The sequence below is a fragment of the Streptomyces sp. NPDC085937 genome, assembly GCF_044540535.1.
Lineage (GTDB): Bacteria > Actinomycetota > Actinomycetes > Streptomycetales > Streptomycetaceae > Streptomyces.
In genome coordinates this window covers 536,872-560,790 of the sequence record NZ_JBITSH010000001.1, presented here as the reverse complement: position 1 = coordinate 560,790, position 23,919 = coordinate 536,872, and the positions used below count along the sequence as shown (strand labels likewise).

Sequence of the window (23,919 nt, the reverse complement as noted above, 5' to 3'; positions counted from 1 at the left end):
GCCCCCCCGCCGCCCCCGTGGCGCGCTCTGCACTCGGGGGGGCGCGGCCCGCGGCCCCCCCCCCCCCGCCGGCCGGGGGGGGCGGGGGCGGGGGGGGGGGCGGGCCCCCCCCCCCCCGCGTCGGCGTCCGCGTCCCTCGGCCCCTCCGTGCCCCTCATGCGGCGTCGGCGTCCGCCTCCGTGTCCGGGCCGAGGGAGAACCAGACGGACTTGCCCACGCCGTGCCTGCGGACGCCCCAGGCGTCGGCCAGGGACTCGACCAGCACCAGGCCCCGGCCGTGCGTGCTGTCGTTGCCGGCCGACGGGCGCTGCCGGGGCTCGCGGGCGATGAAGTCCCGTACCTCCACGCGCAGTCCCCAGGAGCCCACGGCCGCCGTGAGGACCGCCTCGCGGTCGGTGTGGACGAGTGCGTTCGTCACGAGTTCGCTGGTGAGCAGTTCGGCGACCGCGGAGCGTTCCGGGTCGCACCGGTGGCGTAACAGTTCGCGCAGGGCGCGGCGGGACTCGGACACCGCCCGAAGGTCCGCACGTCCCAGTGTGCGCCTCAGCCGATCCGCCGAAGCCTGACTTCTCATGACCCCCGCCCGCGTGCCGATGTCGATTCCCCCTGCTGCTCGAACACCTACACGGGAATGCTTGCCCGGTCGTTCACCCGGCAGTCATACGGAGCGGACGTGAGCCGTTGTTGGCCGAAGTGCAACGGCCACACAACCGCGCGGGGCCGTCCTCCCGACCCCCGTGGCGAGAGGACGACCCCGCTTCTCACAGTGGTCGCATAGAACTCGGGAACCTCAGTAGAGCTTGGTGACGGCCTTCTTCGCGGTCTTCTTGAAGGCGGCCACCGGGGCGCCGTCGAAGTCACCCATCTGGCCCCAGCCGACGACGGTCACGGTCCTGCCGTCCCGTCCCACGGCCAGCAGGTTGACGTCCGTGGCCCCGTACGACGTCTCCGTGTGCAGGCCGTGCACCGTCGCCCCCTCCTCGACGGGCAGCCTGCCGTAGAACCGGCCCTCGGCCGTGACGTCCGGATAGGTCCGCTCGATCCGCACCGCGCAGGTGCGGATCTCCTTGTTCAGGCGGGTGGCCAGCGCCTTGCCCTTCGCGGCGGACCCGGTGACGACGGTGACCTGCACGGCGGTCGTGTCCAGGTCGGTGTGGAACAGCCGGTGCCGGTAGTCGTACGCGGGCACGCCCTCGCCCAGGCAGTAGGCGAGCTGCTCCGGGAAGCCGTCGGCGACGGGGCCGGCGGTCCAGCCGGTCGGGTGCGGGGGCAGCTCGGAGGCCGCCAGGAACTTCGGGGCCGGCGCCTTCTTCGGGGCGGCGCCGGCCGGTGCGGTGGCGGCCGCCCCCACGGCGAGGGCGGCGGCGGTGAGCGCGGCGAGCGCCGCGAGACGGGTGCGGATGGGCATGGGTGTCCCCCGTGAGGTGTGCGTGGTGGAATGACGAGGCGTGCACCGCGACGGCCGGGATGGTCCGTCCGTGCCGTCGGGCGGTCCGCGATACCCAGAGCTTCGGCCGCCGTCGGGGGCCGGCGCAAGCGTCGCCGCCCGATTCCCCGGCATGGAACCATCCCAGCCCGTCTGACGTGCAGTGATATGGGGTGCCTGGGATGCCCGTCCCAGGGCCCGGGCCGTGCGGGACGGACGAGGTGGGGGGTGACCGGGCCGGTGTCGGCACAGGACGACGACGTCAGGCGGTTCGCGGAGCTGCTGCGGGAGCTGAAGGGGCGTACGGACCGCAGTTACGGCTCGCTGGCCCGCCGCCTGCACATGAACACCTCGACCCTGCACCGCTACTGCGCCGGGGACGCGGTCCCCGTCGACTTCGCCCCGGTCGAACGCTTCGCGGCCCTGTGCGGCGCGTCGGACGCGGAACGCCTGGAACTCCACCGCCGCTGGCTCCTGGCGGTGGAGGCACGCCGCCGGCCACGGAGTGGCACGGGACCGGCGCCGGTGGGGACGGCCCCCGACCCGGCGAGGGAGGCCGGGGCACCGGGCGAGGGCGAGCTTGAAGGGCACGCCCAGCCGGGCAAGCCCGAAGGCCACGCCGAGCGAGGCGAACCCCAAGGGCACGCCGAGCCGGGCACGTCGCCCGACGGCGATCGGCCCGATGCCGTGCCGCGCGGGGACCCCGGCGCCTCCGCCCGGCGCGGGGAGAGGTCCCCGGAGCACGGGCCCGGACACCGCACCCGGGCGGGCCGTGACGCCGAAGCCGGGTCCGCCGGCTCACCGGCGGGCGGTGCGGGCGGTGCGGGCGGTGCGGGCGAGGACCCTGGCGCCGTGCCGGCCTCCGGTGCTCCGGGAGCCGGTGACGAAGCGTCCCGGTCGGCCGGCGCGGCTGCGGACGGTGCCGACCGCACCGGCGGCGACGTGGCGAACGGATCCGGCCACTCGGCGTGGGGGGACGGGTCCGACGGCGACGTCGTCAGTGGGCCGGTCGAACACAACGGCGGACGCGAGAGGCGCGGGTGGCGGCGGAAGCGGGTTGTCGCGGCGGCCGCCGCCGTGTGCGCCGTACTCGCCACCGTCGGAAGCCTGTCGTTCCTGCCGGACGAGCGGCGGACGCAGGCCGGGAGCGAGACCGCCGGGGCATCCGAGGAGGGCGGGTCCGGGGCGGGCCCCGGGAACAGCACGGCGCCCGGACGGTCCGTCGCACCCTCCGCGGCCGGTTCGGCCTCCGCCTCGGCCTCACCCTCCCCGTCCGGTGCCGCCTCCCCGGGGCACGGCGGAGGCGGCTTGGCGTCCGGCGCGCCGCGTGCCTCCGGCGCCCCCACGGCGTCACGGCCCGCGCCCGCCGGGCCGGCTCCCCTCACCTGGTCCGCCGACTCCCACGCCTGGTCGTACGGCTGCGGGCACGACTACGTCGTGGCCAGGCCGCCCGCGAAGGTGCCGCCGCCGCCCGCCCCGCAGGACGCCCGTGCCTGGGCCTCCGCGCAGGGGGCCGTGCACGGCAGGGAGACGCTGGTGGAGCTGTCCGTGCAGGGGACGTCGGACACGGCCGTCGTACTCACGGCGCTGCGCGTCCGCGTGGCCGGCCGTTCCGAGCCCGCACCGGGCAACGCGTACGCGATGGACCAGGGCTGCGGCGGCGCGCTGACCCCGCGCTACTTCGACGTGGACCTGGACAAGGACCGGCCCATCGCCCGCGCGGTCGCCGGGAACGACGCGGGGACGCCGGTCCCGGCGGTGCGGATGCCGTACCGGGTGTCCGCGTCCGACCCGGAGGTGCTGATGGTGACCGCCCGCACCCGGGGCTGCGACTGCCGCTGGTACCTGGAGCTGGACTGGTCCTCGCAGGGCCGCACCGGCACCGTGCGGATCGACGACCGGGGCCGCCCCTTCCGCACCAGCGCCATCGACGGCCTGCCGCACTACGAGTACGACACGCTCGACCGCTCCTGGCGCCCGCGCGCGGACTGAAGGCCCCTAGGGTCGGGGCACGTTGCGTAGGTTGGAGCGGGCCATCTGCACCATCCGGCCGACCCCGCCGTCCAGCACGATCTTGGACGCCGACAGCGCGAACCCCGTCACCATCTCCTTGCTGATCTTCGGCGGGATGGACAGCGCGTTGGGGTCGGTGACCACGTCGACGAGCGCCGGGCCCTTGTGCTTGAACGCGGCCTTCAGCGCCCCCGCCAGCTCCTTCGGCTTCTCCACCCGCACCCCGTAGGCACCGCAGGCGCGGGCGACGGCGGCGAAGTCGGGGTTCTTCATCGCGGTGCCGTGCGAGGGCAGTCCCGCGACGAGCATCTCCAACTCCACCATGCTCAGCGAAGAGTTGTTGAACAGCACGACCTTCACCGGCAGGTCGTACTGGACGAGGGTGAGGAAGTCGCCCATCAGCATGCTGAATCCGCCGTCGCCGGCCATCGCCACGACCTGCCGGCCCCGGTCGGTGAACTGCGCCCCGATCGCCATCGGCAGCGCGTTGGCCATCGAGCCGTGGGAGAAGGAACCGATGATCCTGCGGCGGCCGTTGGGCGAGATGTACCGGGCCGCCCAGACGTTGCACATGCCGGTGTCGACGGTGAAGACGGCGTCGTCGTCCGCCATGTCGTCCAGCACGGACGCCACGTACTCCGGGTGGATCGGCACATGCTTCTCCACCTTGCGGGTGTACGCCTTCACCACCCCCTCGAGCGCGTCCGCGTGCTTCTTCAGCATCCGGTCGAGGAACTTGCGGTCGTCCTTGGCCCGCACCCGGGGCAGCAGACAGCGCAGGGTCTCCTTCACGTCGCCCCACACCGCGAGGTCCAGCTTGGAGCGCCGCCCGATGATCTCGGGCCGCACGTCCACCTGAACGATCTTCACCTCGTCGCCGGGCAGGAAGGCGTTGTACGGGAAGTCGGTGCCGAGCAGGATCAGCAGGTCGCACTCGTGGGTCGCCTCGTAGGCGGCACCGTAGCCGAGCAGCCCGCTCATACCGACGTCGTACGGATTGTCGTACTGGATCCATTCCTTGCCGCGCAGGGCGTGTCCGACCGGGGCCTTGATCTTTCCCGCGAACTCCATCACCTCGGCGTGCGCGCCCTTGGTGCCGGCGCCGCAGAAGAGGGTGACCTTCCCGGCCCGGTCGATCATGTCGACGAGGCGGTCGATCTCGTCGTCGCCGGGTCGGACCGTGGGCCGGGAGGTGACCAGGGCGGTCTCAGGCGCCTGGTCGGGGGCGGGTTCGTCGGCGAGGTCGCCGGGGAGGGACACGACGCTGACGCCGGAGCGGCCGACCGCGTGCTGGATGGCGGTGTCCAGCAGCCGGGGCATCTGCCGGGGGCTGGAGATCAGCTCGCAGTAGTGGCTGCACTCCTGGAACAGCCGGTCGGGGTGGGTCTCCTGGAAGTAGCCGAGGCCGATCTCGCTGGAGGGGATGTGGGAGGCGAGGGCAAGGACGGGCGCCATGGAGCGGTGGGCGTCGTAGAGGCCGTTGATCAGGTGGAGGTTGCCGGGCCCGCAGGAACCGGCGCAGGCGGCGAGCCGGCCGGTGACCTGCGCCTCGGCGCCGGCCGCGAACGCGGCGGTCTCCTCGTGCCGGACGTGGATCCAGTCGATGGCGGAGTGGCGGCGCACGGCGTCCACCACGGGGTTGAGGCTGTCACCGACCACGCCGTACAGGCGTTTGACTCCCGCGCGCACGAGGATGTCGACGAACTGTTCCGCGATGTTCTGTTTGGCCATGGGTTCCGTCTGCCCCTCGGGTACCGGAGATGCCTGACGGAATCCATGAATTCACACCGGACGCGCTCACGCCTCCCAGACGGCGACGGCCGTACGGTCGTCGGCGTACCCCTTCACCCGGACCTGGGTGTCGGCCAGATACGCCGTCAGGCCAGGTGGTTCGGGATCCGACCACCGGTCGGCCAGGTGGTCGCGGAGTCCCGGTTCGCCGCGCAGCGGTTCGGCGAACCCGGTGCCGCACATCAGCAGCACGTCACCCGGGCGGGCTACGGAGGTGCGGAAGCGGAAGGGCTCACGGGGCGGCTGCGGGGCCGGCTCGTACGGGCTCGGGGGCGTGGGAATGTTCAGGTCCATGGTGAGGCGGTCGCCGTCCGGAGTCTCGTGCGGCGGCGAGCCGAAGCCGAGCACCGGTTCGCCCTTGATCTCGGCGACCTCCGGTTCGATGTCCTGCCACTCGCCGTCGCGCAGCCGGAACAGTCCGCCGGGGCCGACCCCGAAGAAGACCCGGGTCCGGCACTCCGGGTCGCCGGACAACAGCAGGCAGCGCAGGGTGGTCGCGTAGTCGTCGGGGTCGAGTCCCCGTTCGGTCGCGTCGGCGCGGAGCCTGCCGAGGCTGCGGTCGGTGAGACGGTGCAGTCCGGATTTGAGGTCACCGCGCCGGGCGGCCCTGATGTCGTCGGCGAGACGCTCGTGGCTGCGGCCCACCGCTGTGCCGATCCACCGGCAGGCGTCGGCGGCGGCCCGGTGCGCCCCGGGGGCGGTTCGCACGCCAGTGGCCAGCGCCACCAGGACCAGGGCCCGCTCCCCCGTCCCGAACCGCGCCGTCAGCAGCGCGTCGCGGCGCGGCTCGCCCCGGTAGCGGGCGGAGTCCCCGCGTACGGAGGCGGCGCGCAGGGTGCAGGCGCCGTAGCGGGCGCCGTCCAGCACGGTGTCGGGGACGAGGGCGTCCAGTGCGTCGGGGTCGGCGGCCGGGAGTGCGGTGGGCTCCGCGTCGTAGGTGGGCGGGCGGGAGCCGACGTAGGCGCGGGAGGGGGGCGGGGGCGGGAGCGGTTCGAGGCGGGACTCTCCGGTGCCCGTTCCGGTTCCGTCCGGGGGCTCGTCGGCGGTCGGGGTGGGTGCGGGAGCGGCGGGGGTCCAGGAGCCGTAGGCGGGAGCGGCGGTGGGGCCGGAGGGGGCGGAGGGGCCTGCGGGGGTGGTGGGCGGCTGGTCCGCGAGTGTCGGGGCGGAGGGCGGGGGTGTGGGCGCGGGGCCGGGGGGCGGGGGTGTGGGGGCGGAGGGCGGGGGGTCCCAGGGGGCGCGCGGTGGTGTGACGGTGGCGTGGGGTGGTGCGGCGGGGGTGCGGGGAGGCGTCGCGGGGGCGCGCGGAGGGGTGTCCTGCGGCGCACGCGCCGGGGTCGGCCGGGGGGCCGGGACCGCCGGGGTGCCCGGGACGTCCCGGGGCGGAGGAGCCACCGGGGGACGCGGGCCGTCGGGCGGCGCGTCCGGACGCAGTGTGCCGGACGCCGACGCGAAACGGTCGTCCAGGGAATCGGGCGCGGGTGCCGGGCCCGTGTCGTCGGAGGCGTCGTCGTAGAGCTGCCCCCACCAGTCGTCCTCGGGACCAGGACCGGTGGGCCTTCCCCCCTGCTGACTCATGCCCTCAATTGTCCACCGCGGGGGCCGGATGAAAACGGGGCATCGGGAAAATCCCCACCCCGCTCGGCCAACCGGCACAAGCTCCCGCGTTCGCCCGCGGGACAGGTGTGCGACCGAGGGGCGACGAGGCGCGGGGCCCGTCCTCGTTCTGCGGCGTCCCGCGCCCTCCTGCACCCTGGACAGATGGGAGCGTGGGACCTCCTGCTGGCCGGTTTGGTGCTCCTGCTCGGTCTGTGCGGAGTGCTGGTGCCAGGGGTGCCCGGGTCCTGGCTGGTGTGGGCCGCGGTCCTGTGGTGGGCGCTGAAGGACCCGCAGCCCGTCGCCTGGTGGGTGCTGGTGGGCGCGACCGTGGTGCTGTTCCTGTCCCAGGTGGTGCGCTGGGCGCTGCCGCCGCGCAAGCTGCGGGCGGGCGGCGCCGACGCCCGGGTGCTGGCGTACGCGGGCTGCGGCTCGTTCGCCGGGTTCGTCCTGCTGCCAGTGGTCGGCGCGGTCCCGGGCTTCCTCGCCGGCGTCTACGTCCACGAGCGGCGCCGGCTGGGCCGCCGCGCCGAGGCCGTGGCGGCGGTGCGCACGGTGATGCGGTCGGGCGGCTGGAGCCTGCTCACGGAGCTGTTCACCTGCCAGCTGATCGCCGCCGCGTGGCTCGGCGCGGTGTTCTGGGGCTGAGCGGCGCCGACGGCGGAGATCACGGACGCGGCAGCACGCCCTCGTGGGTGAGCAGCCGTACCTTGCGTTCCAGGCCTCCGGCGTACCCGGTGAGGGAGCCGTCGGCGCCGATCACCCGGTGGCAGGGGCGCAGGATGAGCAGCGGGTTCGCGCCGATCGCTCCGCCGACGGCCCGTACGGCGGCCCGGGGCGCGCCGATCCGCGCGGCGATCTCGCCGTACGACACCGTGCCGCCGTACGGCACGTCGTCCAGGGCGGCCCACACCTTCTCCCGGAACGGGCTGCCGGCCGCGCGCAGCGGCAGGGAGAACTCCTTGAGGTCCCCGGCGAAGTACGCGGCGAGCTGCCGCTCCGCCTCCCGGAACGGCCCGGGGTCCCGCGTCCAGTCGTCCCCCGGCACGGGCGCCTTCTTCTGGCCGGGCACGGTGAGCGAGGTCAGTTCGCCGGCCGGGGCGGCGGTGAGCAGCAGCGGCCCGACCGGGCTGTCCACCCGCGTCCAGTACGTGGTCATGGTTACTCCAACTCCCCTGCGACGCGCAGGTGGTTCAGGGCGTACGAGCGCCAGGGGCGCCAGCTGTCGGGGGCGTCCGCGCCGGGCGGGGCCACGTCGGGGTCGCCGAGCGCACGGGTCCGGATCGCCGCGATCGTACGGTCGTCGAGGCCGGGGACGGCGGCGAGGGCGTCCCGGGCCTCCTCCCGGTCGTCGCCGGGCCCGAGCCGTACGGTGCCGTCGGCCAGGGCGGCGGTGAGCGCGCCCAGGGGGCCGTCCGGTTCGGCACCGGCGAGGGCGGCGGCCTCGGGGAACAGGTGGGTGAGCCCGCCGCAGGGCGCGTCGAGCCGCTTGCCGTAGCGGCGGACCAGCTCGGTGGCCGTGTCCCGCCCCGCCAGCGCCCGCACCGCCGCCTCGTCCGGGTCGGCGGCGCCCGGCGAGCGCAGCCCGGGACGGGCCGCGACCAGCGGGGCGAGCCGGGGGTCGGCGCCGAGGCGTTCGTCGACGGCGTACGGGTCGGCGTCCAGGTCGAACAGCCGGCGCAGCCGCTGCACGGCGGTGGTCAGGTCACGCAGGTCGGTGAGGTGGACGCGGGCGTCGAGCCAGCCGCCGGGGCGGGCGCCGGTGCCGGTGTGCGGGCGCTCGTCGACGGCGGCGATGCCGGTGCCGTAGGGCAGGCGCAGGGTGCGCCGGTAGGTGCGGGCGCCCGGGGCGCCGGTCACCTCCTCGACGCCGGGGACGGCCTCCCGCTCCAGCAGGTCGAAGACGGGGCGCGCCTGGTAGGGGCCGCGGTGGGCGAGCCGCAGGGGGACGCCGGCGGTGGGGGTGCCCGGGCGGGGCCGGCCCCTGCGGGGCGCGGCGGCGCGCAGTCCGGTGGGCGTGGTGGCGTACACGGCCCGGACGGTGTCGTTGAACTGCCGCACGCTGGCGAACCCGGCGGCGAAGGCGATCTCGGTGACCGGGAGGGCGGTCGTCTGCAGCAGGACGCGGGCGGCGTGGGCCCGCTGGGCCCGGGCGAGGGCGACCGGTCCGGCGCCGAGTTCCGCGGTGAGCTGCCGCTGGACCTGGCGGGCGCTGTAGCCGAGCCGCGCGGCGAGCCCGGCGACACCCTCCCGGTCGACGACGCCGTCGGCGATGAGGCGCATGGCGCGGCCCACGGCGTCGGCCCGTACGTTCCACTCGGCGGAGCCGGGGACGGCGTCGGGGCGGCAGCGCCGGCAGGCCCGGAAGCCCGCGCCCTGCGCGGCGGCCGCCGTCGGGAAGAACCGCACGTGGGGCCGCTTGGGGGTGACCGCGGGGCAGCTGGGGCGGCAGTAGATGCCGGTGGTCTCGACGGCGAAGAAGAACGCACCGTCGAACCGGGCGTCCCGGCTGCGCACCGCCTCGTACCTGCTGTCCTCGTCCTTCATACGGTCCAGTGTCCTCCGGCGGGGGCGGCGCGGCTGGCGGGAATCGGACATGGAGCACGGGGCGGCTGAGGAGGGACGGCCTCGTGCGGCGCTTGACCCTGACACGGTGAGAAGGTCTTCACTTGCGGCCCAGGAGGTGCTCTTGATGACCATGCCGAAGGTGGAGACGACGGCGTCACGCGTGCGCGCGGGGCTGCGGCACGACAGTGCGTCGGTGCGGCTGAGGTCGGCGCTGGCGGCCGGCTCGGACCCGGACCCGGAGTTCGTGGAGACGCTGGTGGAGCGGTGCGCGGTGGAACCGGTGTTCCATGTGCGCGACATGCTGACCTGGGCGCTCACCCGGCATCCGGCGGCCCTGACGGTGCCCCGGGTGGTCGCCGAGCTGAGCTCGCCGTCCGCCCGGGCGCGGAGTCAGGCGCTGCACACGCTGTCCAAGATCGGGGACCGTGGCGTGTGGCCGGCGATCACCCGGTCGCTGCTGACCGACGCCGACGACGAGGTGGCGCGGACCGCCTGGCGGACCGCGGCGCTGCTGGTGCCGGAGGGCGAGGTGCGGGAGCTGGCAAAGGTGCTGGTGTCGCAGCTCGGGCGGGGCGGGAGGGAGACGCACCTCAGTCTCAGCCGGGCGCTGATCGCCCTCGGCGAGGCGGTCGCTCCGCTGCTGCGGGCTGCCGCGTCCGACCCGGACCCGGCGGTGCGGGGGCACGCGCTCGCCACCCGGCAGCTGTGGAGCGACCCCGACGCGGGGTTCGCGTACGCGGTGGAGGAGGCGAAGCGGGCGGTGTCGCTGGGCCCGGAGGGACGGGAGGCGCTGGACGCGGACGGGCGGGAGGCGCTGGGCTCGGACGGGACGGATGCCGTCGGCGCGGACGGGGCGGATGCCGTCGGCGCGCACGGGGCGGATGCCGTTGACGCGCACGGGGCGGATGCCGTCGGCGCCGACGTGCAGGGGGCGCCGGGTTCGGGCAGGCAGACGGCCGTGGACGCCGACGGGCAAGGGATGCCGGACGCGGGCAGGCAGACGGCCGTGGACGCCGACGGGCAAGGGATGCCGGACGCGGGCGGGCAGGCTGCCGTGGACGCCGACGGGCAAGGGATGCCGGACGCGGGCGGGCAGGCTGCCGTGGACGCCGATGGGCAAGGGATGCCAGGCGTCGGCGGGCCCAAGACCCCCGGCGCGGGTCGGCAGGAGGAGTGAGCAGGGGTGTTGATCGGTGAGGTGGCGCGACGGTCCGGGGTCAGTCCCCGGATGCTGCGGCACTACGAGTCGCTGGGCCTGGTGCGGCCGACGGGCCGCACCGCGGCCGGGTACCGCGCGTACACGGAGGAGGACATCCGCCGGATCTTCCACGTGGAGAGCCTGCGGTCGCTGGGCCTGTCGCTGCGGGACGTGGGCCGCGCCCTGGACGACCCCGGCTTCACACCGTCGGGTCTCGTCGCGGACCTGGCCCGGCGGACGCGTGAGCGCATCGCGCGGGAGACGGAACTGCTGACCCGGCTGCGGCGGATCGACGCGGCGGAGCCCGCCGACTGGCAGGACGTCCTCCAGGTGGTCGCCCTGCTGCGGAACCTGCGGTCGGGGGACGCAGGCATGCGGCAGCGGGCGGCGCTGTCCTCGGTGGACGCGGCGCAGGTGCCGGTGGAGGCACTGGTGGAGGCGGTGCTGAGCGAGGCGGACCCCCATGTCGCCGGGGCGCTGCGGTGGGCGCTGGCACAGGCGGGCGAGCGGGGGCCCGAGCTGCTGGCGGCCGGTCTGGGGTCGGCGTCGCCGGAGGTGCGCGGGCGGGCGGTGCGATGCCTGGCGGAGATCCCGGGCGACCGGGCGACGGCACTGCTGCGGGACGCCCTCGGGGACGCGGACACGGCCGTACGCCGGACCGCGGCCCTGGAACTCGGGGCGCGGGGGGTGGCCGACGCGGTGCCGGAACTTCTCGGCATGGTGGTCGAGGAGGCGAACGACGTCGACGCGGCCGACGCGCTGGGCACGCTGGCGGGCGACGCGGCCGTGGCGGACCGTGTCGTCACGGCCCTGGCCGGCCGCCTCGCCGACGGCGCGCTGGACTCCTCCGCGCGCCGCCGGCTGACGCAGGCCCTCGCCGAGATCCCGGGCCGGGCGGCCTCGGAGACGCTGACGTCCCTGACCGGGGACCGGGACCGGACGGTGGCGTTGACGGCGACGTACATCCTGGAACTGCGGGGCGCGGGCTGACCGTTCCGCCGGGGGTCCACCCGGAGACCCGGCGGAACGGCCACACCCCGCCACCCCCGCCGGCGGCCTGCTTATCGGAGCCGGCCCCGCTTGGCCTCCATCGCCGCCTTGCCGATGGCACCCTTGCGCTTCCAGTCCTTGCGGATCTCCGCGCGGAGCCGGGCGTCGGTCTTGGCGACGATGTACTGGTTCTCCCGGAGCAGCTTGCGGTAGCTGTCCAGACGGCGCTGCGGCAGCTCGCCGGTCTCGATGGCGTCGAGGACGGCGCAGCCGGGCTCGCTCTCGTGGGCGCAGTCGTGGAACCGGCAGTTCTCCGCGAGGTCCTGGATCTCGGAGAACACCTGCCCGACGCCGGTGCCGGCGTCCCACAGGCCGACGCCGCGCAGGCCGGGGGTGTCGATGAGGACTCCCCCGCCGGGCAGCGTCAGCAGGTTGCGGGTCGTGGTGGTGTGACGGCCCTTGCCGTCGACGTCCCGGGTGGCCTGGACGTCCATGACGTCCTCGCCGAGGAGGGCGTTGGCCAGGGTGGACTTGCCCGCGCCGGACTGCCCGAGCAGGACCGAGGTCCCGCCGGCCACGACCGCGGCGAGCACGTCGAGCCCCTCCCCGTCCTGTGCGCTGACGGTGAGGACGGGCACGCCCGGCGCGCTGGTCTCCACGTCCCGCACGAGGTGGGATCGGGTCACCGCGTCCGGCACGAGGTCGGCCTTGGTGAGCACCACGACCGGCTGCGCCCCGGACTCCCACGCCAGTGCCAGGAACCGCTCGATGCGGGCGAGGTCGAGTTCCACGGCGAGGGAGACGGCGACGACGACGTGGTCCACGTTGGCGGCGAGGATCTGTCCCTCGGACCGCTTGGAGGAGGTGGACCGCACGAACGCCGTGCGGCGCGGCAGCAGCGTGCGTACGTAGCGGGGGCGGGCGCCCTCGGGGTCGACGGCGGCCCAGTCGCCCGTGCAGACGACCTTCATGGGGTCGCGGGGGACGACGTACTCGGTGTCGGCGCGGATCACGCCGTCCGGGGTGGCCATGTCGCACAGCCCCCGGTCGACCCGGAGCACCCGGCCCGGTACCAGCCCCTGCGCGGCGTACGGAGCGAACACGGCCTCCCACTCGTCGTCCCAGCCGTAGGGAGCGAGCGAGTGCGACGAAGCCGGAAGAGAGGAGAGATTCAAGGGGAACCCTTCGAAGGGCGGCCCCGGCAGCGCGCGTTCACGGACGCGCGGGAAGAGGTGAGGTCAGCCGGAGGCCACGGAGGTGAACGAATCGAACGACTGAATGCGGGCAGCGCCCATCACAGAGACAGCCATCGGTCACACCTCCCACGAACCTCGTCACGAACAGCGCCCACAGGGCACCTTGCCGACACGCACACACTAAGCGCCCCGACGACGCCCCGCCATCGATTTACCGAGCGCACCTCCACGCGCCGGCGCCGACCGAACGCTCGCACGCGCTCCTCGGCTTCCCGCCAATCACCGCGACGGCCGGCCCGGACCTCACACCGGCGCGTTCCCGCTGGTGAGCGGCGTGCTGCCGACTGCGCTGCGAGAGGGCGGTGTGACGGCGGCGTCGGACGATCCGTCCGCCCATGGCCGGATCCCAGCTCGGCCCGGCCCGGAGCCCCCGTCCCGTGTCAGTACCCGCTGCTACACCCGAAGGCGAGACGTACACGCTCACTTCGGGAGGGGACGCTCGTGTCCAAGTCGTCCGACGGGTACTACAGGGTCCGTGCTCACTACCGCCGCAAACCGACGCCCAGGAACGCGAAGCGCATGAGCGGCTGGGTCGTCGCGGGGCTGGTGGCCGGCGTCTGGCTCTGGGGTCAGATCTTCGGTTTCGGTGACTCCACCGCCACGCCTCCGCCCGCCGTGCCCGCGCCCAGCGTCGCCGCCACGGCCGAGCGGTGAGGGGGCCGCGCGTGCGTCTGCGGCGTCCTCGGGGGACTGCCGAAATCGTGTCGGCCTGCGTCGTCGTGGCCGCGGTGGCCGTTCTTGCCGCGCGCATGGTGGTGCAGGCAGCCGCCGCGCTCGTGGAGGCCTGGCCCGTCCTCCTGGCATTCGCCGTGCTCGCTGGGGCTCTCGTCGCCTGGCGCGCGGCAGGCTCCATTGCCGCGGGGCGTCGGACGGCGGAGCGGCTGGCCACCTTGTGCATCAGCCCCGCACAACTGGACGCCATGGACGACCGGGCCTTCGAGGAGGCCATGAGGAGCCTGCTGGTGCGGGACGGGTGGCGAGCGCGCCGGGTGGGAGGCCGGGGCGACCAAGCAGCCGACGTCATCGGCGAGCATCCCCGACTCGGGCGGCTCGTCATACAGGCCAAGCACACCACTGTCGGCGGAAAGGTCGGCTCGCGAGTGATGTACGAGGTCAAGGGCACCGCAGGCCCCGTGCACCGGGCCCGTCACGCGATCGTCGTCACCAACGGAACCTTCACCCGGGACGCGATGCGGTGGGGGGAGCGGCACGAGGTGCACTGGGTGGACCGGGTACGCCTGAGGCGCTGGGCCGAGGACGGGATCGCCCTGCACGAACTGCTCGGACTGACCGCCCGCCCCGGGCGCTTCGGGCGGGTCGCCTGATGGGCCCCGCCGAACCGGCGCTCGCCTCCGCTTTGATCCACAACGGCGACGGGGAGTACCTGCTGCACCTGCGGGACGACATTCCCGGGATCCGCGAGCCCGGTTGCTGGTCGCTGCTCGGCGGTGCACGCGAGCCGCAAGATCGGTCCCTGCTGGACACCGTGCGCCGGGAGGTGCGGGAGGAGGCGGGCCTGGACCTGCCCGACCTGGAGCCCTTCGCCGTCGCCGACACGGACGGGGACTCGTCCTCGGTGCGGGTCTTTGCGGGGCGGTGGGACGGCGACCCTGCCCGGTTGCCGCTCACGGAGGGAGTGATGCTGTGCTGGTTCCGTCCGGACGACATGACCCGGCTCCGCATGCTCCCCACCACCCGCGACCTGGTGCGCAGACACGCGGTCGGCCGGACGACCGCTTCGACCGGCTCGACCCGCCCCGGCATCGGAGCCGTCCCTCACATCGTCGGCGTGCACCTGTACCTCGAGAATCGTGCCGGGCGCGTTCTGCTCGGGCTGCGGCACCATGACGCCGCGTTCGCGCCGGAGACCTGGCACTTGCTGGCCGTTCATTAGGCAAGCCGGTTGTCGGAACTACAGTTGTCGGGAACTCTTCGGCCTTCGTGGCGTCCTGCCGGGCATGACTGGCAATCACACGTGGACTTGTGCAGCGAAGAGCCGTCTCCCCACTGCGAGTGCTCCTCCCTCGCGCCGCGAAGTGACCTGAGCCAGACGACGCCGGCCAGGTCGTAGGCGCTGCTAGCGCAGACCGGGACTGACGGATAGACCGAGTAGCGCGAGGAGGCTGGCGATCATGTCGTCGAAGAGTGCGCGGTAGTCGCCAAAGGCGTAGTCCAAGTGACCGAAGGCTGCCATGCATGTGATCCCGTAGATCTGTCGCCAGCAGGTGAGCATCAGATACGCCACGCCTGTTGGCAGGTGCGGGCAGACCTGGGCGCGGTACGCCTCGAGCTGACCGCGCAGGGCAGCGGGAATTTCGTCGTCTGCTGGGAAGGCGAGTCCTCCGCGTCGCCACAGCTGTTCGAACATCTTGGCGAAGACTCCGCCCGGTTCGCGGGCGATGGTCCGGGGGACATCACCTCCGGAACTGGACGCTTTGGGGTAGGCCGAGCCCATTAGCCGATCGAATGCCGCGCGGTTGGCAACCCGACCAGTCGAAGACGGCGAGGATGCCTGCATGCAGCTGGGCGCTGAGGTCGTCTGCGTCCTGTCGCTGTGCGGCAGCTGCGACGTAGAGATCGCTCGGCAGTGAGATCACCATGAAGTGCCCGAACCAGCCCGTCGCGCCCCGCGAAATACCGGTAGAGGGCCGGAGGACTCACTCCGACCGCACGTGCCACGGCAGCCAGGGTCAGCCCGTGGATACCCCTCTGCGGCCGCGATCTCACGAGCAGCACGCTGTGTGTCGAGCAGAAGCCGTTCACGCTGGCGTTCCCGGCGGGTGCCGGCCGTCCCCATGCCAACCATGGTGAATCCCCCTCCAACATGGCTCTGCTGCTGCGCCCTCCAGCACCCGTTCATTCGAGCGCCCGTACGAGTCAGATGCGTTGAACCTGTGCGCGACCCGCTCGAACGACTTGCACTGATGGCACATCACCCCGCTAATGGTACTCACGGCGTGACGACCCTTCACGGATCGCCTAACGGTATGAGGCGTGCACTCCGTCACGACTCCCACCACTCAGGCGGAAGCGGCAGAGAACCATGACAAACGAGCCGAGACTCCGACACCGGAAGGTTCAGAGCGTCGCGTACACGCGTGACAGCCCAACAGCGGGTTGCGACTATGCAGGCGCATAATCGCACGACTCGCATCGATCACCCTTCTCGATCCACAACGGGGGTAATATGACCGGAGTTGAGCTGATCCTGGCTGCATTGGCTGCAGGTGCGACAGCCGGGATCACGGACACCGTGAGTGACGCCGTACGTCAGTCTTACGCGTCTCTGCGTGAACTAGTCAGACGCCGACTGGAAGTACGCGATGACGCAGCGATTCAGATCCTGGACGCTGAGGAAGTCGAACCCAACGTGTGGCAGGCACAGCTGGGTGAGCATCTCGTCTCAGCGGGAGCGGACCGTGACGAACAGATCCTCCGCGCCGCTGAGGCGCTGCTGGCTCAGGTTGAGTTTCACAGTGGGCCTGCGTCGAAGTACACCGTCGACGCCCGTGGAGCCAAGGGCGTGCAGACTGGTGACCACAGCACGCAGACGAACACTTTCACCTGACAGTGAACGATCACAGGGCGGCTACGGATCCAAAGCTGGTTGACCTCCGAAACGCGCATGGGGTTCAGGTCGGCGACAACAACATCCAAATCGCTAACTTCCTCTCGCGCCAACAGGCGGCTCCTCAGCCAGCAGAGTGGCCGGTGCTGGGGACTGTCGAGAGCCCCGTTCACTTGGGTGTGCATCCCTCCCCCTCCGGCAGGGATGGGGAGCCGCAACTGCCGCCCTACGTGCCGCGGGACTGCGACACGCTACTGCGCGACGCGCTACGGACCACCTCTGCGGCCGGTGGGCTGGTTCTGGTGCTCGGCGAGTCCACCTCCGGCAAGAGCCGGTGTGCCTTCGAAGCCGCGCACGCCATCGTTCCGGACCATCGGCTGCTCCACGTCCCACCCCAGGAACTCATCAGCGGACTCGAGAGCATCCCCGACGGGATGCGGGTGATCGTTTGGCTTGACGACCTCGAGCACTACCTGGGGCCAGCTCGCTTGTCGGCTCCGTGGCTTCGCCTCATGCGACAGAAAGGCGTAGTGCTCCTGGCGACGATGCGCGTAGAGGAGTACTCGCGGCTACGGTCCGCGCTGACGGACGACGGCCACCGCCTCGTCAGTGACGACATCCTCAGACAGGCCGATCACGTAATCCGCGTGGACAGACGCTGGTCCTCATCTGAACTAGACCGAGCCAGTCGTTATAAGGACTCTCGACTCTCTGAGGCGCTTCAGCGGTCACATGAGTACGGGCTCGGGGAATACCTGGCCGCCGGACCCGACCTCATGACGGCATGGCTCAACGGGTGGGCGCCAGGCGCGCATCCAAGGGGCGCAGCCATCGTTGCCGCTGGCGTGGACCTTCGCCGTGCCGGCGTGCACGCTCCCATTCCACTGGCCCTGTTGGAGCAGTTGCACGGGCACTATCTGCGTGGACGCGGAGGTGCCCGGCTTCGTCCCGAGCCCTTCCCTCAGGCCATGGAGTGGGCAACTGCACAGGTCCGAGCCACCACCGGCCTGCTCCTGCCCAGCGAGTTCGAGGGGCATTTCACGGTGTTCGACTACCTCGTCGACACCACTCAGCGGGACACCAACACATCTCCTGTACCAGAAGTCATCTGGGATGCGGCCCTGCAGATCGTTACCGAGGCCGATCGGACTACGGTCGCGGAAGCCGCAGTCAGCGAGGAGCAGTACGACATCGCAGAGGGCATCTTCCGCGAGTTGGTGGATGCCGGCAACGAAGATGCCCTCTTCGGCCTGTGCCGGGCACTCCTAGGACAGCTGAGGCTGCACGATGCCGTGGAACTTCTTGAGCAACAGCTGACCATCACTGTTGCGGAGCCGCGTCGGCACGCCGTCTGCAGGTCCCTGCTCGGCATGCTCCTCTGTGTTGAGGAAAAGTTCGATGAGGCCGAGGTCCATCTGCGTCAGGTCTTGGATTCCGAATTTCCGGTTCCTGGTGCGGGGTATTACCTCGGCACAATTCTGTTGGAACAGGGGAAGCCCGCGGAGGCGGAGAGTGTTCTGCACCCATGGGCGAAACAGGGCGATACGGATGCGTGCTGCGCGCTCGGAAAGGCACTGGAGGCCCTTGGCAGAAGAGATGAGGCGCTCCCTTGGTTCATCAAGGCAGCGGAGGCGGACAACAACGAAGCCATGCTCTTTGTCGGGCTCAGCGCCCAGAATGAAGAAGACATGGTCACAGCAGAGTCATGGTTCCGCAAGGCGTCTGCACTCGGCGGTAAAAGTGGCAAAGTAGCCGATGGGTTCTTGGCGATGCTCCTCTCTACACAGGGAAAATATGCTGAGGCGGAACCCTTTTGGCGCACCCTGGCCGAGACTGGCGGGAGCCCGTTCGCTGCGCACCACCTCGGTCAAGCCCTGCTGGCTCAGGGCCGGGCAAGCGACGCCGAGTCATGGCTGCTCCAGGCTACCGAAGGCGACTACGACGGGGCCGTCGAGGCCAGGGTTCTGCTAGGTGGCGCTCTTGCCGAGCAGGGCAAGAGCGATGAAGCTCGGCGTTGGTGGCACGAGGCTGCCACAGACGGATCGCCGGAGGCGGCGGTGAGGCTCGGCTCCCTTTTGCTGGACCAAGATTCTCCAGACGCCATCGAGTGGCTTGAACGGGCGGCCAACGCAGGCCAGGCTCAAGCGAGTGGTCTTTTGGGGACGCACTTTGCGCAAATAGGTCAACATGCGGAAGCGCAAAGATGGCTCACGCAAGCAGTTGAGGGCGGCATTGCGTCCGCAGCGCACCTGTTGGGCTTGCTCTTTAGCCAGCAGGAGCGGTTCCAAGAAGCTGAAGAATGGTTCGAAACGGCGGCCGAGTTGGGATCGCCAGAGGCGACCAAGTCTCTCGCCGAGTTGAGAGCGAGGGGGGCGCAGCCGCGGTTGAGGGCGCTTGCTCAGCACGACGAACCACGAGCCGACGAGGCGTATACCGCTGGCCTTCACTTCCGAGACGCTGGTAATGAAGAGCAAGCCGAGGCAGCGTTCCGCGTAGCGGCGGAGCTTGGCCATGCCTATGCCGCCATGATGCTAGGGGTGGCGCTCATCAACAGGGGCGCAGGTGCCGAGGGTCTCGGTTGGCTACACGAAGCCGCTGAGAGCGGGCGGTGCTCCGGCGCGGCTCTGACCCTGGGAATCCTGCTCAAGGAGGAAGGATCCCTGGACGAAGCGGAATCTTGGCTCAGACAGGCGGAGGAGGGCGGCCAGTCCAGTGCTGCTGAGGAACTCGGCAAGCTCCTACACGCTCAGAACCGCATTGAGGAGGCGGAGCCGTTGCTCCGCAAGGCGGCTGCAGCTGGAAGTGCCGAGGCGGCAGGCGTTCTCGGCGTGCAACTCAAGGACCAGGGGCGCACGGACGAGGCATGGGCAATGCTCTACCAGGCAGCTACGGCTGGGTACGGGCTGGCGGCCACGGTGCTGGGCCTCATGTGTCTGGAACAGCAACGCGTTGACGATGCCATGAAGTGGTGGCAGTACGCGGCACAGGCTGGCGACCCTCTCGGAGCCCATACTCTGGGGACCGTATGGGAACAGAACGGGCGGATCCCAGACGCAATCGCTATGTACACCCTGGCCGCCAATGAAGGGCATACGGACGCGATTGTTGCCCTGAACCGGCTGCGGACTCAGGGGTTCTGAGCTTATTCACTAGCTTTGCAGATCACCCGACCGCCTGACCTGCCAGATCTTCCAGTTCCAGGGAAACGTGAATCGGTCAGCCTACATGCCTCGAGACGTTGAGTTACGGAATTCACCGAAGTGAAACGTCGGCCTCCAGGGGGTGGCCCGCATCCACCGGGCCCCCTCCCAGAAACGACCGCATCAATTAGCGGCAACCAGCCGGCCAGGCCACCTTCGAATGCCGCCGAAACCGCCTCCGAGCACAACTGCGAGATGTGCGTGGCACTCGGTCGCTTCCGCGGGGAGACCGCAGGGAAGCGGATGCAGTCACTGTGCGAGGACTGCCGCACCCCTCCATACTTCGGCCGCTTTCGGCTCACAGTTCCGGTTCGGGAGAACGGTCACCGACGCGCCGGTCGCCGCCACGGAGTGGGGAGACGGGTGACGTTCCCGGATAGCCCGAGCTCCTCGCGGGCCTGGTCGAGCTCCAGATCGAGCTCAGCGACGATCCGGCGCAGTGCGGCGGTGACGCGCGCTCCTTGACCAAGGCTTCCGTCGCGTCGGACAAGCTTCCTTTTCAACTCGGCCTTTTGATTGGCTAGTTCCTGCATAGCAGCCGGTGTGCCGTGCTGCGCCTTGGCGCGGGCCTGGAACTCCTCGACGAGGTCTTTGTGGTCGCCGTATGCGACGTCGGGCACTGCGAGCAGGAGAACGCCGTCGCCTGTCTGGTGCGGGAGGCGGACGAGGAGGCGGGGCTGCGGATCGAGCCGCGGACGTCGAGTTCGTTCATGCGCTGCACCAGCTTCCCGGGCCGGGCAGGCGTCCGCGGCTCCACCTGGTCTTCCGGGCCCGGACCTGGCGCGGGGAGCCCGAGGTGCGGGAGCCGGACGAGTGCCTGGCGTGGCGGTGGTGGGAGCCGGGCGCGCTGCCGGACCGGCTCGTCCCGTACACGCGTGAGGCGATCGGCCACATCCGTGCCGGACGTCCGTACTCGGAAGCGGGGTGGGAGTGACGTCGGCGGCGTTCCCCCCGTGGAAGAAATCCCGTGTTTCTCCTGGCCGTGTGTCGGGTTTCCGTCGTGGTGGGGAGGCCGGCTGGCTGGGGTGGATGACGTCGTCCACTGTTGCGGAGGCACATTTGTTGATCGCGGTGCCGTCGCACCGCTCGGGAGAACTCCTTGAATGCTTCGCATGAGGCCGCCGCCGCGGGGGGCCGAAGTCGGGCGGCCGTCGTCTCGCTGGCGTGCGCCGGCGTCTTCGTCGCCTACCTGCCGGTGACGACGGTGTCGGTCAGTCTGCCCGTGCTCCAGGGCGAGTTGGGGGCCTCGACCGCCCAGCTCTCCTGGGTGCAGGACGCCTTCGTGCTGCCGATGGCGGCGCTGATCCTCACCGCCGGTGTGGTGGGCGACGTACTGGGCCGCAAGAAGGTGTTCCAGGCCGGGATGGCGCTCTGCGCCGTCGGCGCCCTGGTGGCACTGTGCGCGAACTCCGTCCAGGTGGTGTGGGCGGGCCAGGTGCTGGCGGGCGCCGGCGCGGCCGCACTGCTCCCCGTGACCCTGGCGCTGATCAGCCAGGCCGTGCCGAACCCGCGTGAGCGGGGCAAGTACATCGGCTACTGGACCACCTGCATGATGGCCGCCATGGTCGTCGGGCCGCTGATGGCCGGCACCGTCGTGGCTCACACCGGCTGGCGGTGGATCTTCCTGCTGCCCATCCCCGTCGCCCTGCTGACCATGGGCGTGGCGGCGCGGCTGCTCACCGAGTCCAAGGCCGCCCACGCCCGCGGACTCGACTGGCCGGGCCAGGTCGCCGCCGCGGTGGCGATCACCGCTCTGGTGTACGGCGTCATCGAGGGCGGCGCGACCTCCTTCACCGCGCCGCGCACGCTCGTGGCGCTGGTGGTGGCCGTGCTGAGCGGTGCCGCGTTCGTGCTGGTCGAACGGCGTAGCACCACCCCGATGCTGGACCTGTCGCTGTTCCGCAGCCGGCCCTTCACCGCCGCCGCGCTGGTCGCCCTCGTCAGCTTCCTCGGCCTGATCGGCTTCTTCTTCGTGCTGAGTCTGTACCTCGGCATGGTGCAGCGGCTGGACACCTGGGACGCGAGCCTGCGCCTGATCCTGGTCAATGTCATGTCGATGGTGCTGGGCGTGGTGATGGGCCGCGTCATGGGACACGTCTCGTCACGGGTGCTGATCACCTCCGGTCTGCTGATCGCGGCGGCGGCCCTGACGTCGATGACCACGCTGGACGCGGGCACGCCGTTCTGGTCGCTGGCCTGGCGGCTGATGCTGCTCGGACTCGGCCTGGGCATCGCCTTCCCTTGCATCACCAGTACGGCCGTCGCGGCGGTCGAACCCCGGAAGGCGGGCATGGCGGCGGCGGGCAACAACGCCTTCCGTCAGGTCGGCGGCGCCCTCGGTCCCGCCGTCCTCGGCGCCCTGCTGACCACCACGGCGACGGACGCGCTGCCCGGGCACCTCGCCGGCGCGGGCGTCTCCGACGGTGTGGCGGGGCGGGTCGTCGACGCGGTGCGCGACGGCGGCCTGGGCGCGGCGAACGGACCGGAGTTCGCCCAGGTCTCCGGTCAGGTCGACGCCGCACTGTCCGAGGCGTTCTTGGAGGGCCTGCGGTTCTGCCTGACGGTGTCGTCCGTACTGCTGGTCGTGGCCGCCGCGGCCGCGGTCGTCCTGCTGCGGCGCCGCCCCGAGCCCTCCACCCCCGCCGGCTCCACGATCGTGTCCCGGCAGTCGGCGACGACCGGCCGCGCCACGACGGCCGAGCGGCCCGCCGGGCAGTGACCCGGCACGGGGACCCCTCGCGCGGTCCGCAGCGGATGCCCGCCCGTCGCCACCCCGGCGAACGGCGGGCATCCGCATGACCTCGGTCCGAGGCCCCCCGAGCCCGGTCCACCACCGGGCGGCGGCTACTCCCATGACCTCGGTCCGAGGCCCCCCGAGCCCGGTCCACCACCGGGCGGCGGCTACTCCGTGGAGCCGGCTCCGCCGGTCGGCCTCGCCGGGGACGCCGGGGGTGCGTCCGACGGCGGGATATACGGTGCGGGCAATGGGGCGAGGCCCTTCTCCGCCCGCCTCACCTCCGCCCGGGCTCGCGTCAGTTCCGCCTGTGCGCGGAGGACGGCCGCGTCGCCTTCCTTCTCCGCTCGGATGATGCCGGCGCGCCCCGCGTCGAGCGCCGGGATGCCGGTGGCGGCGAGCACGGGAGCGAACTCACGGCAGAGTCCGGCGGCGACCGCGACTTCCGGCGGGCAGACGTCGCAGCTCGGGCGCCGGGCGGCGTACCGTTCCTAGGATGGGGTGCGGACGCGTCCTCGCGGGGTCGGTGCGGGTGACGGTCGCCGGGTCCTGCAGGAGCAGCCAGTGAATTATGTGACGCCCACCGGTCACGGCGGCGCGGACTCCCCCGACATCCTCGACCCGCTCGACCTGCGGCTGCTGCAGGCTCTGGAGCTCGACGGACGGGCGTCGTTCAGCCGGATCGCGCAGGTCCTCGGAGTGTCCGACCAGACCGTGGCACGCCGGGTGCGCCGGCTGCGGGCCACCGCGAACCTCCGCATCACCGGCATGGTCGACGACAGCCGGCTGGGCCGGACCGGCTGGATGGTGCGGCTCGGCTGCGGACCGGGACGGGCCACGCGCCTCGCCGCCACGCTGGCCGGCCGCTCCGACACCCACTACGTGGACATCGCCGCCGGCGGCACCGAGGTCATCTGCGCCATCACGCCCCGCTCCCGGCAGGAGCGCGACGACCTGCTCCTGGAGCGTCTCCAGCGCACCCCCCACATCACCACCGTGAGCGCGCACTGCGTCCTGCACACCTACTACGGCGGCTCCCTGCGCTGGCTGCGCAAGATCAGCGCACTGGAGCCGGAGGAGGAGCGCGCGTTGCGGCTCCCCGCCCCCTCCCCCGAACCCGCCGCCGAGCCGTACTTCCCGGACGCCACGGACCTCGCGATGCTGGAGCTGCTGCGCGCCGACGGACGGGCCGGGTCGGCCGAGTTGCAGCGGGCGACGGGCCGCTCGGAGACCGCGGTGCGCAAGCGGCTGGACCGGCTGCGCGCCGCGGGTGTCCTGCACATCGCCGTGGAGTACGACCACGAGCCGCTCGGCCAGGGCGTCGAGGCGCTGGTGTGGCTCACCGTCGCGCCGGAGGCCCTCGCCGGGGCGGGCCGGGCGCTCGCCGCCCGGCCCGAGGTGCGGTTCGCCGCCGCCGTCACCGGCCGCACCAACCTCGCCCTGTCGGTGCTGTGCCGGGACCCGCGGCAGCTCTACGCCTTCCTCACCGAGCAGGTCGGCGGGCTGGCCGGTGTGCACGCGGTGGAGACCGTGCTGACCCTGCGCAGGGTGAAGACGCTCACCGTCGGCTGACAGCAAGAGG

21 protein-coding genes and 1 pseudogene are annotated in these 23,919 nt (G+C 72.2%); 12 read left to right on the top strand and 10 right to left on the bottom strand.

Annotation, left to right across the window (positions count from 1 at the left end; all coding sequences use genetic code 11):
- Positions 1–154: 154 nt before the first annotated feature.
- A complete protein-coding gene (locus tag ACIF8S_RS02305; RefSeq protein WP_399996847.1) occupies positions 155–574 on the bottom strand; it encodes an ATP-binding protein in 420 nt (139 codons plus the stop codon).
- Between the two features lie 216 nt (positions 575–790).
- Positions 791–1,408 carry a hypothetical protein gene (locus ACIF8S_RS02300; RefSeq protein WP_399996846.1) on the bottom strand — a complete coding sequence of 206 codons (618 nt, stop codon included), beginning with the start codon at positions 1,406–1,408 and terminating at the stop codon, positions 791–793.
- A 258-nt stretch (positions 1,409–1,666) separates the two neighbouring features.
- On the opposite strand from ACIF8S_RS02300, the gene ACIF8S_RS02295 reads away from it, so the two are divergent.
- Positions 1,667–3,418, top strand: a complete 1,752-nt coding sequence (locus tag ACIF8S_RS02295) for a helix-turn-helix domain-containing protein (protein ID WP_399996845.1) — start codon at positions 1,667–1,669, stop codon at positions 3,416–3,418.
- A 6-nt stretch (positions 3,419–3,424) separates the two neighbouring features.
- Here the strand turns inward: ACIF8S_RS02295 and ACIF8S_RS02290 are convergent, their stop codons facing one another.
- Entirely contained in the window at positions 3,425–5,170 is a 1,746-nt protein-coding gene (locus ACIF8S_RS02290) for a pyruvate dehydrogenase (protein ID WP_145826538.1), read from the bottom strand.
- Positions 5,171–5,236: 66 nt separating this feature from the next.
- The gene (locus ACIF8S_RS02285; protein ID WP_399996844.1) at positions 5,237–6,805 is read right to left on the bottom strand and encodes a PP2C family serine/threonine-protein phosphatase; all 1,569 of its coding nucleotides are present in this window, start codon (positions 6,803–6,805) and stop codon (positions 5,237–5,239) included.
- 183 nt (positions 6,806–6,988) lie between these two features.
- On the opposite strand from ACIF8S_RS02285, the gene ACIF8S_RS02280 reads away from it, so the two are divergent.
- Positions 6,989–7,471 carry a DUF456 domain-containing protein gene (locus tag ACIF8S_RS02280; RefSeq protein WP_349797103.1) on the top strand — a complete coding sequence of 161 codons (483 nt, stop codon included), beginning with the start codon at positions 6,989–6,991 and terminating at the stop codon, positions 7,469–7,471.
- Positions 7,472–7,490: 19 nt separating this feature from the next.
- Here the strand turns inward: ACIF8S_RS02280 and ACIF8S_RS02275 are convergent, their stop codons facing one another.
- Both ACIF8S_RS02275 and ACIF8S_RS02270 read right to left on the bottom strand, forming a co-directional pair.
- Positions 7,491–7,982: a methylated-DNA--[protein]-cysteine S-methyltransferase gene (locus tag ACIF8S_RS02275; protein ID WP_399996843.1), complete on the bottom strand. Its 492-nt coding sequence runs from the start codon at positions 7,980–7,982 to the stop codon at positions 7,491–7,493.
- A 2-nt stretch (positions 7,983–7,984) separates the two neighbouring features.
- Positions 7,985–9,370, bottom strand: coding sequence for a DNA-3-methyladenine glycosylase 2 family protein (locus tag ACIF8S_RS02270; RefSeq protein WP_399996842.1), 1,386 nt, complete (start codon positions 9,368–9,370; stop codon positions 7,985–7,987).
- Positions 9,371–9,515: 145 nt separating this feature from the next.
- Here ACIF8S_RS02270 and ACIF8S_RS02265 point away from each other — a divergent pair.
- Both ACIF8S_RS02265 and ACIF8S_RS02260 read left to right on the top strand, forming a co-directional pair.
- Positions 9,516–10,178, top strand: a pseudogene (locus ACIF8S_RS02265) (HEAT repeat domain-containing protein); the annotation flags it as partial.
- Between the two features lie 396 nt (positions 10,179–10,574).
- Complete coding sequence (locus ACIF8S_RS02260; RefSeq protein WP_399996841.1) at positions 10,575–11,579, top strand: HEAT repeat domain-containing protein; 1,005 nt, start codon at positions 10,575–10,577, stop codon at positions 11,577–11,579.
- Positions 11,580–11,650: 71 nt separating this feature from the next.
- On the opposite strand, the gene rsgA is transcribed toward ACIF8S_RS02260, so the two are convergent.
- The gene (rsgA, locus tag ACIF8S_RS02255; RefSeq protein WP_399996840.1) at positions 11,651–12,754 is read right to left on the bottom strand and encodes a ribosome small subunit-dependent GTPase A; all 1,104 of its coding nucleotides are present in this window, start codon (positions 12,752–12,754) and stop codon (positions 11,651–11,653) included.
- Positions 12,755–13,354: 600 nt separating this feature from the next.
- Here rsgA and ACIF8S_RS02250 point away from each other — a divergent pair.
- Genes ACIF8S_RS02250 through ACIF8S_RS02240 form a run of 3 tightly spaced genes read left to right on the top strand, consistent with a single transcriptional unit; the run spans position 13,355 to position 14,729 of the window.
- On the top strand, positions 13,355–13,489 hold the full coding sequence (locus ACIF8S_RS02250; RefSeq protein ID WP_399996838.1) for a hypothetical protein: 135 nt from the start codon (positions 13,355–13,357) through the stop codon (positions 13,487–13,489).
- Positions 13,490–13,533: 44 nt separating this feature from the next.
- Positions 13,534–14,160 (top strand): restriction endonuclease, encoded by a 627-nt coding sequence (locus tag ACIF8S_RS02245; protein ID WP_399997060.1) that lies wholly within the window; start codon positions 13,534–13,536, stop codon positions 14,158–14,160.
- Complete coding sequence (locus tag ACIF8S_RS02240; RefSeq protein ID WP_399996837.1) at positions 14,160–14,729, top strand: NUDIX hydrolase; 570 nt, start codon at positions 14,160–14,162, stop codon at positions 14,727–14,729. The genes ACIF8S_RS02245 and ACIF8S_RS02240 overlap by 1 nt, the downstream gene beginning before the upstream one ends.
- 183 nt (positions 14,730–14,912) lie before the next feature.
- Here ACIF8S_RS02240 and ACIF8S_RS02235 read toward each other — a convergent pair whose 3' ends face one another.
- Positions 14,913–15,290: a WHG domain-containing protein gene (locus tag ACIF8S_RS02235; protein WP_399996836.1), complete on the bottom strand. Its 378-nt coding sequence runs from the start codon at positions 15,288–15,290 to the stop codon at positions 14,913–14,915.
- A complete protein-coding gene (locus ACIF8S_RS02230) occupies positions 15,290–15,661 on the bottom strand; it encodes a helix-turn-helix domain-containing protein (protein WP_399996835.1) in 372 nt (123 codons plus the stop codon). The genes ACIF8S_RS02235 and ACIF8S_RS02230 overlap by 1 nt, the downstream gene beginning before the upstream one ends.
- Positions 15,662–16,022: 361 nt before the next feature.
- Here ACIF8S_RS02230 and ACIF8S_RS02225 point away from each other — a divergent pair, with 361 nt between their 5' ends.
- Together ACIF8S_RS02225 and ACIF8S_RS02220 are read left to right on the top strand one after the other, a co-directional pair.
- Complete coding sequence (locus ACIF8S_RS02225) at positions 16,023–16,403, top strand: hypothetical protein (RefSeq protein WP_399996834.1); 381 nt, start codon at positions 16,023–16,025, stop codon at positions 16,401–16,403.
- 2 nt (positions 16,404–16,405) lie between these two features.
- Positions 16,406–19,543: a tetratricopeptide repeat protein gene (locus ACIF8S_RS02220; RefSeq protein ID WP_399996833.1), complete on the top strand. Its 3,138-nt coding sequence runs from the start codon at positions 16,406–16,408 to the stop codon at positions 19,541–19,543.
- A gap of 383 nt (positions 19,544–19,926) precedes the next feature.
- On the opposite strand, the gene ACIF8S_RS02215 is transcribed toward ACIF8S_RS02220, so the two are convergent.
- Positions 19,927–20,223 carry a hypothetical protein gene (locus tag ACIF8S_RS02215; RefSeq protein ID WP_399996832.1) on the bottom strand — a complete coding sequence of 99 codons (297 nt, stop codon included), beginning with the start codon at positions 20,221–20,223 and terminating at the stop codon, positions 19,927–19,929.
- Between the two features lie 176 nt (positions 20,224–20,399).
- On the opposite strand from ACIF8S_RS02215, the gene ACIF8S_RS02210 reads away from it, so the two are divergent.
- The 3 genes from ACIF8S_RS02210 (at position 20,400) to ACIF8S_RS02200 (ending at position 23,909) form a co-directional block, all read left to right on the top strand.
- Complete coding sequence (locus tag ACIF8S_RS02210; RefSeq protein WP_399996831.1) at positions 20,400–20,537, top strand: hypothetical protein; 138 nt, start codon at positions 20,400–20,402, stop codon at positions 20,535–20,537.
- A 165-nt stretch (positions 20,538–20,702) separates the two neighbouring features.
- The gene (locus tag ACIF8S_RS02205) at positions 20,703–22,322 is read left to right on the top strand and encodes an MFS transporter (protein ID WP_399996830.1); all 1,620 of its coding nucleotides are present in this window, start codon (positions 20,703–20,705) and stop codon (positions 22,320–22,322) included.
- A 579-nt stretch (positions 22,323–22,901) separates the two neighbouring features.
- Positions 22,902–23,909 carry an Lrp/AsnC family transcriptional regulator gene (locus tag ACIF8S_RS02200; protein ID WP_399996828.1) on the top strand — a complete coding sequence of 336 codons (1,008 nt, stop codon included), beginning with the start codon at positions 22,902–22,904 and terminating at the stop codon, positions 23,907–23,909.
- Positions 23,910–23,919: the final 10 nt, after the last annotated feature.

Bases quoted from the DNA above. Each gene is read 5' to 3' on its own strand.
- ACIF8S_RS02240 (WP_399996837.1), top strand. From the start codon at position 14,160: ATGGGCCCCGCCGAACCGGCGCTCGCCTCCGCTTTGATCCACAACGGC.
- ACIF8S_RS02300 (WP_399996846.1), bottom strand. From the start codon at position 1,408: ATGCCCATCCGCACCCGTCTCGCGGCGCTCGCCGCGCTCACCGCCGCC.
- ACIF8S_RS02275 (WP_399996843.1), bottom strand. From the start codon at position 7,982: ATGACCACGTACTGGACGCGGGTGGACAGCCCGGTCGGGCCGCTGCTG.
- ACIF8S_RS02250 (WP_399996838.1), top strand. From the start codon at position 13,355: ATGAGCGGCTGGGTCGTCGCGGGGCTGGTGGCCGGCGTCTGGCTCTGG.
- ACIF8S_RS02270 (WP_399996842.1), bottom strand. From the start codon at position 9,370: ATGAAGGACGAGGACAGCAGGTACGAGGCGGTGCGCAGCCGGGACGCC.
- ACIF8S_RS02305 (WP_399996847.1), bottom strand. From the start codon at position 574: ATGAGAAGTCAGGCTTCGGCGGATCGGCTGAGGCGCACACTGGGACGT.
- ACIF8S_RS02235 (WP_399996836.1), bottom strand. From the start codon at position 15,290: ATGGGCTCGGCCTACCCCAAAGCGTCCAGTTCCGGAGGTGATGTCCCC.
- ACIF8S_RS02230 (WP_399996835.1), bottom strand. From the start codon at position 15,661: ATGTTGGAGGGGGATTCACCATGGTTGGCATGGGGACGGCCGGCACCC.
- ACIF8S_RS02225 (WP_399996834.1), top strand. From the start codon at position 16,023: ATGACCGGAGTTGAGCTGATCCTGGCTGCATTGGCTGCAGGTGCGACA.
- ACIF8S_RS02290 (WP_145826538.1), bottom strand. From the start codon at position 5,170: ATGGCCAAACAGAACATCGCGGAACAGTTCGTCGACATCCTCGTGCGC.
- ACIF8S_RS02280 (WP_349797103.1), top strand. From the start codon at position 6,989: ATGGGAGCGTGGGACCTCCTGCTGGCCGGTTTGGTGCTCCTGCTCGGT.
- ACIF8S_RS02285 (WP_399996844.1), bottom strand. From the start codon at position 6,805: ATGAGTCAGCAGGGGGGAAGGCCCACCGGTCCTGGTCCCGAGGACGAC.